The organism is Phenylobacterium sp. Root700 (assembly GCF_001429025.1).
GTDB lineage: Bacteria > Pseudomonadota > Alphaproteobacteria > Caulobacterales > Caulobacteraceae > Phenylobacterium.
In genome coordinates, this window is record NZ_LMHT01000015.1 from 264,872 (window position 1) to 271,465 (window position 6,594).

At 68.9% G+C, this 6,594-nt stretch carries 5 protein-coding genes; 3 read left to right on the forward strand and 2 right to left on the reverse strand.

Annotated elements, in window-relative coordinates:
- Positions 1–7: 7 nt before the first annotated feature.
- Positions 8–1,057 (reverse strand): DUF2855 family protein, encoded by a 1,050-nt coding sequence (locus tag ASE02_RS10820; RefSeq protein ID WP_056734005.1) that lies wholly within the window; start codon positions 1,055–1,057, stop codon positions 8–10.
- A gap of 82 nt (positions 1,058–1,139) precedes the next feature.
- Between ASE02_RS10820 and ASE02_RS10825 the strand changes: the two genes are divergently transcribed.
- Positions 1,140–1,742, forward strand: a complete 603-nt coding sequence (locus tag ASE02_RS10825; RefSeq protein ID WP_056734007.1) for a TetR/AcrR family transcriptional regulator — start codon at positions 1,140–1,142, stop codon at positions 1,740–1,742.
- A 62-nt stretch (positions 1,743–1,804) separates the two neighbouring features.
- Positions 1,805–2,950, forward strand: coding sequence for an epoxide hydrolase family protein (locus tag ASE02_RS10830; RefSeq protein WP_056734009.1), 1,146 nt, complete (start codon positions 1,805–1,807; stop codon positions 2,948–2,950).
- Positions 2,951–3,069: 119 nt separating this feature from the next.
- On the opposite strand, the gene ASE02_RS10835 is transcribed toward ASE02_RS10830, so the two are convergent.
- Positions 3,070–5,391: an ATP-binding protein gene (locus ASE02_RS10835; RefSeq protein ID WP_056734011.1), complete on the reverse strand. Its 2,322-nt coding sequence runs from the start codon at positions 5,389–5,391 to the stop codon at positions 3,070–3,072.
- A gap of 99 nt (positions 5,392–5,490) precedes the next feature.
- Between ASE02_RS10835 and ASE02_RS10840 the strand changes: the two genes are divergently transcribed.
- Positions 5,491–6,501 (forward strand): low specificity L-threonine aldolase, encoded by a 1,011-nt coding sequence (locus tag ASE02_RS10840; protein ID WP_056734013.1) that lies wholly within the window; start codon positions 5,491–5,493, stop codon positions 6,499–6,501.
- The last annotated feature ends 93 nt before the right edge of the window (positions 6,502–6,594 follow it).

A 6,594-nucleotide genomic window follows, 5' to 3' on the forward strand; every position in this document is an offset into this window, starting at 1 on the left:
GCCGGTTTCAGACCGGCCTGATGATGTGCCCTTCGTCGGGCCGCGCGCGGCCCTCGAGGACGTCGTGATAGGCCGCGACCAAGGCTTCTGGCCCGACATGTTGTTTGACGCTCAGCCAGGCAGCCTCGGCCACGAAGGCGCGCAGGGCGGCCATGAACCGGGTTTCCAGCTCAGCGTAGCCCCACTCCCCCGCCCGCTTGCGGATCTGGTCGGGCGCGAAGAACAGCACCGGCGCGGGGCCGGGAAGCTGGCTGCGCGTGCGGTCGGCCTGCCAGTGGGTGCCACCGACGATGATGCTGCGCGACAGGCGCTCGCCGAGCGCGGCGTGAACCGCCGAGGTCACCTGCGGATCGCCCGCGAAGTCGACATAGATGGCGGGCGCCTTGGCGCTCAGCGCGCCGGCCTGGTCGTAGGTGACGATGCGGTCGTAGAGGCCAAGCTCAGCCAGCTTGGCGGCGTTGGACGGCGAGGTCAGGCCGACCACTTCCAGGCCCCGGCGCCGGGCGAACCAGGCCAGGCCCATGGCGGTCTTGCTGGACGCGCTCGACAGCACCAGCGCGCCGACGTCCTCGTCCTCGCCCAGGAAGTCGTCCAGCAGCCAGGAGGTCATGAACAACGGCCGCAGCAGGGCGCGGTGATCGTCCATCTCGTCTTCCGGCGCCTCGGAATAGGCATTGTAGGTCGGCGGCAGCTCGGCCCGATGCTGGGCGACGTCGACCAAGCCGTTGCGACCCTTCGACAGCTGCGCCGTGAAGTGGCTCGACATCGGCAGGTAGCCGAAGATCCGCAGGCCGACCGGCGCGTCGGGCGCCTTGGACTCGACCACCCGCGCGAACCCCCAGACCGGGATACGGCCCAGCCCCTCGGGCGCCGGGAAGAACTTCCAGTAGCCGAAGCTGTCGCCCATCATCCCATAGGTGATGTTGTTGGCGGTCAGTGCGAACCGCTCGACCTCCAGCCGGGCCTCGCCATCGGCCAGATCGGTTTTTTCGGCGGCATGGCGCAGCTCGACATCACGCAAATCGTCCCGATTGATCAGCACGTCCCAGGCAGTCATCGCGTCCTCGTCTTTTTTACGTTGTAAATTTATTACGTAAGAGCTACCTCAGGACAAGCACTTTCTTTGCCCGAGTTTACAGATGCCCCGCGTCCTCTCCGAGTCCGACGTCGCCGACTTCCGCGAACGCCTTTGCGACGCGGCCGAAAAGCTGTTCGCCGAGAAGGGACCGGACGCGGTGACCATGCGCCAGCTGGCCTCCGAGCTGGGGGTCAGCCCGATGACGCCCTATCGCTATTTCACCGACAAGGAAGACATCCTGGCCGCCGTGCGGACCAACGGCTTCAACCGCTTCGCCGAGGCGCTCGAGACCGCGCTGGCCTCCACCGTCGGCAGCGCCAAGGCCAAGAGCTCGGCCGTGGGCGAGGCCTATCTCGCCTTCGCCTTCGAGCACCCGCAGACCTACAAGCTGATGTTCGACCTGAACCAGCCGCACGAAGACGACTATCCCGAACTGGTCGCCGCGGCGGCCCGCGCCCACCGGAACCAGAACGCCTATGTCAAAGGCCTGGTGGCGGCCGGGGTGCTGGAGGGCGATCCCGACGAGATCGGTCGAATGTTCTGGGCCGCGACCCACGGCGCCGTCTCGCTGGAGCTGGCCGGCAAATTGCCCAAGGGCATGGCCCGCGTGGTCAACCGGCAGCTGGGCCATGCGCTCGCCAAGGGCCTGCGTCCAGGGGCCTGAAGGCGCTTGACGGCCCTTGGGGCAAGACCCCCATCTTCCCTGCGACAAGGGGGAGACGCACAATGATCCAACCGTTCGAGGTGAACTGGAGCGAGAACTCCGTTCAGGCCGTGCTGGATCAGGTCCGTGCCTATCCCTGGCCGCCGATCCCCGAGGTTCCCGACGGATGGGCCTATGGCTGCGACGCCGGCTATCTGAAGGATCTCTGCCACCACTGGACCGAAGCCTATGACTGGCGTGCGGCGGTGGCCGACCTCAACCGCTTCCCGCAGTTCACCGCCCGGGTCGAGGATTACGACATTCACTTCCTGCACGTGGTCGGCGAGGCGCAGGGCAAGCGGCCGCTGATCCTCAGCCATGGCTGGCCGGGCTCGCACTTCGAGTTCTGGGGCGTGATCGAGAAGCTGGCCTTCCCCTCGCGCTTCGGCGGCCGAGCCGAGGACGCCTTCGACCTGGTGATCCCGTCCCTGCCCGGCTTTGGGTTCTCCTCCAAACCGAAGCGTCCCATCGGCCAGCGCACCACGGCGCGGCTGTTCAACACCCTGATGACCGACGTGCTCGGCTATCACCGCTACCTCGCCCAGGGCGGCGACTGGGGCGCGCTGGTCACCTCGTGGCTGGCCCACGACCACGGCGACCACGTCAGCGCCATTCATCTGAACATGATGGGTTTCCGCCCCCATGGCGGTCCCAAGGACGAGGCCGAGATCGCCTGGATGACCCGCCAGGGCGCGATGATGGACGTGATGGGGGCCTATTTCCGCCTCCAGGCCTCCAAGCCGCAGTCGCTGGCCTGGATGGGCGCGGGCAACCCGGTCGGCCAGGCCGCCTGGATCGCTGAGCGCTTCCACGACTGGTCGGACCTGCGCGAGCGTCCGTTCGACAAGGTCCACCCGAAGGACCGGCTGCTGACCAACATCATGCTCTATGTGATGACCGACAGCTTCGCGACCGGCGCCTGGTACTATCGCGGCCTGCTCGAAGAGGGCGGCGTGGTCTTCCAGGAGGGCGAGCGCTGCGAGACACCGACCGCCTTCGCCAACTTCCCCGGCGAGCCGCTCTACACCGCCCCGCCCCGCTCCTGGGCCGAGCGCGCCTACAACATCAACCGCTGGACCGACCAGCCGCGCGGCGGTCACTTCGCGGCGATGGAGGAGCCGGACCTGTTCGTCACCGACGTGCGGGCCTGGGGCGCGGAGGTCGGCTGAGCCCCCTCCGTCTCGGCGCTTCGCACCGAGCCACCTCCTCCAGCGGGGGAGGATCTGCACCAAGGATGCTCCCCCGTTGGGGGAGCTGTCAGCGCAGCTGACTGAGGGGGAGCCCGCCCCTAGGCCGCGGCGTCCATCACCGTCTGGATCGCGCCGATCAGCCGCTCCAGCTCCAGCGGCTTGGGCACCAGAACATCCATGCCGGCGGCGGTGTACTCGGCCTCATGATGGGCCATGGCGTTGGCGGTCAGCGCGATGATCGGCGTACGCCTGCGGCCCTCGGCCAGTTCGCGCTCGCGGATCAAGCGCGTGGCGGTGGGGCCATCCATCACCGGCATCTGGACGTCCATCAAGATGACGTCCCACTCCTGCTCGGCGGCGGCGGCGCAAGCCGCCTGCCCATCGGCGACGCATCGAACCTCGACGCCCAGCTGCGCCAGCAGGGTCTTGAGCACTAGCTGGTTCATCGGATTGTCCTCCGCCGCCAGGATGCGAAGATCCCCGGACGGAGCCACGAACTCGGGCGGCGCATCGATGGCGGCGGGGCCACCCTCGGCGCGGGCGAGCGGCAGGCGCACGGTGAAGGTCGATCCGGTTCCCACCCTTGAGACCGCCCCGATATCGCCGCCCATCAAGGTCGCCAACTCCCGGCAGATAGCCAATCCCAGGCCCGACCCGCCATAGCGCCGGGTGGTGGAGGCGTCCTCCTGCACGAACTTCTGGAACAGCGATCCGAGACGGTCCTCGGCGATGCCGGGGCCGGTGTCGACCACCTTGAAGACCAGCATTCCGGCCTCGTGCGAGACCGCCAGCCGCACGGCCCCGCGCGCCGTGAACTTCACGGCGTTGGAGACAAGATTGTAGACGATCTGGCGTATCCGGGTCGGATCGCCGCGCCAGGCGCCATGGGCTTGCGGCGACACCGTCAGTTCGAACGAAACGTCCTTCTCGCTGGCCAGGGTCATGAACGTCGCCTGCACCCCGTGCGCCAGGGCGTCGATGTCGATCCGGCCGTCCTCCAGCTCCAGGCGCCCGGCCTCGATCCGCGACAGGTCCAGCAGGTCGTTCAGCAAGGCCAGCAGGGTCTCGCCCGCCTGGCGCACGACGGTCAGCCGCTCGCGCTGGCGATCCGAAAGCTCGTCGCGGGCCATGGCCTGGGCCATGCCCAGCACGCCGTTCAGCGGCGTGCGGATCTCGTGGCTCATCGTGGCCAGGAAGGCGGACTTGGCCACGTTGGCGGCGTTGGCCTCGTCCCGCGCGCGCTTCAGCGAGGCGTTGAGCGCCTTCAGCCGTTTCTCCGAACGCTTCAGGTCCTCGATGGACTGGGTGATGACCACGCACCGCACCGGCCCCTCGCCCTGGAAGCGCGCGGCGGTCAGACGGAACCACTCGCCGCTGCGCGACTGGTAGGCGTAGGCGAAGGTGTCCGTCCGGCCGGCCAGGACGCGCTTCACCCCGTTGGTCAGCGTCCGGCCCCGGCCGCCGGGCAGGCGCTCGAAGACCGCGAAGAGATTGCGCCCCATCGGATAGACGTCGGCCTGGACGACCTGGGCGCCCAGTTGCTTGAAGGCCGAGTTGGCGGCGATGATCGCGCCGGTGTCGTCGATGACGGTCAACAGCGCGGCCAGCCCGTCGATGACCCCGCGCCCGAAGCGCTCGGACTCCCGCAGATCGGCCACGGCCTCGCGCTGCTCGGTGACGTCCTGGCTGGCGCCGTGCAGCGCCACGCACTTGCCGTCGACCATGCGCGGCTCGCCCATGACCCGCAGCCAGATCCGTTCGCCCGATGCGATCAGCGCCGGCGCCTCGAAGTCGATCCGCTCGCCGGTTTCGATGGCGCCGCTGATGTGCGCCAGCACCTCTTCCCGCACCTCGGGGGCGTAGATGACCAGACTGTCGAGATGGCTCTCCACCAAGGCCGGACGCCCCAACAGCTCCGCCAGCTCGGGGCTCCAGCGCACCAGCCGCTCAGCGAGGTCGACCTCCCAGGCGCCCAGACGCGCCAGACGGCCGGCCGATTTCAGCGACACCGAGGTCGAATTCAGTTGGTTCTGCAGGTCCCGCGCCGTGGTGATGTCGACCTGGATGGCCATGAAGCCGTCCAGCGCGCCCGTGCTGGAAAAGGTCGGACGGACATCGAGGTCCAGGCAGAATTTCCGGCCGTCCTTGGCGCGGTTGATGATCTCGACGCGGAAGCCCTCGCCGCCGGCGACGCAAGCCGACATCATGGCGACGGTCGCCGGATCGGTCTCGGGGCATTGCAGGAGCGAGCCTGGCGTGCGGCCGGCCGCCTCGGCCAGGGTGAAGCCGGTCATGGCGGTGAACCCGTCGTTCACCCAATCGATCCGGCCGGCGGGGTCGCAGAGGACAATGGCGTGCGGCGTCAGGCGCGCCACGCTGGCCAGCCTCGCCGTCAGGTCGCCCGCCTCGATGCCGCCCATCCGCTAATCCCCCTGGCGGACGATGCGGCTGCGGCTATGAAGAAACCACGAAATTCGCGGCTTCGTCGGACCTCAAAGCCGCTCTAGAGGTGGGGTTACATGGCTCGCTACGATTTCGCATCCGACAACACCGCCCCCGCCGCGCCCGAGGCGATCGAGGCCCTGATCGCCGCCAACACCGGGTTCACGCCGGGCTATGGCTCCGACGCCATCAGCGCCCGCGCCGCCGACGCTGTACGGGGCCTGCTGGACGCCGACGCCGAGGTGCGGTTCGTCGCCTCCGGCACGGCGGCCAACGCCATCTCGCTGGCGGCGCTCTGTCGGCCGTTCGAGGCGGTGCTGGCCCACGAGCACGCCCATATCTGCACCGACGAGACCGGCGCCCCCGGCTTCTTCGGCCAGGGGATCGGCCTGATCGGCCTGCCGGGCGCCTCGGGCCGGCTCTTGCCGGACACGCTCACCGCGCCCCTGGCCGCCCCCGACTTCTCCCATCGTCAGTCCGCGGCGGCGCTGTCACTGACCAACGCCACCGAGTACGGCACGACCTATTCGACGCAGGCCCTGGCCGCCCTGGTCGCGCCGGCCAAGGCCAAGGGGCTGGCGGTGCATCTGGACGGCGCGCGCCTGGCCAACGCCGCGGCGGGCGGGTTCGACCTGAAAGCCATCGGCCCGATGGGCGTCGACATTCTGGTCGTCGGCGGCACCAAGGCCGGCATGACCCCGACCGAGGCCGTGGTGATCTTCGATCGCCAGCTGGCCCGCCGGTTCGACGCGCGGCTGAAGCAGGCCGGCCAGCTCCCCTCCAAGGGCCGCTTCTACGCCGCGCCCTTCATCGGCATGCTGGAGAGCGGCGCCTTCATTGAGCGCGCCGCCCACGCCAACGCCATGGCGAGGCGCCTGGCGGCGCTCATGCCCTTCACGGTGCGCCACCCGGTGGAGGCCAATGCGGTGTTTGTTGAGATGGATGACGGGGCGCTCAGCCGCCTGCATGCGGCGGGCTGGTTCGTCTATCGGTTCCTGGACGGCTCGGTCCGCTTCATGTGCTCATGGGCGACGACGCCGGAGGCGGTCGACGAGCTTGGCGGCGTCCTGGCCGACATCAGCCGCTGACCGGAGCCAGCGGCTGATGCAGGTAGGTTCGGCCTAGAGCGTATCGACATTCAGGATTCTCACGGCGCGAGATGTCTGATTCATAGGGCTCCG

What these genes read in the sequence shown, in the direction of transcription:
- ASE02_RS10825 (WP_056734007.1), top strand. Translation starts at nt 1,140, where the DNA reads ATGCCCCGCGTCCTCTCCGAGTCCGACGTCGCCGACTTCCGCGAACGC.
- ASE02_RS10840 (WP_056734013.1), top strand. Translation starts at nt 5,491, where the DNA reads ATGGCTCGCTACGATTTCGCATCCGACAACACCGCCCCCGCCGCGCCC.
- ASE02_RS10830 (WP_056734009.1), top strand. Translation starts at nt 1,805, where the DNA reads ATGATCCAACCGTTCGAGGTGAACTGGAGCGAGAACTCCGTTCAGGCC.
- ASE02_RS10835 (WP_056734011.1), bottom strand. Translation starts at nt 5,391, where the DNA reads ATGGGCGGCATCGAGGCGGGCGACCTGACGGCGAGGCTGGCCAGCGTG.
- ASE02_RS10820 (WP_056734005.1), bottom strand. Translation starts at nt 1,057, where the DNA reads ATGACTGCCTGGGACGTGCTGATCAATCGGGACGATTTGCGTGATGTC.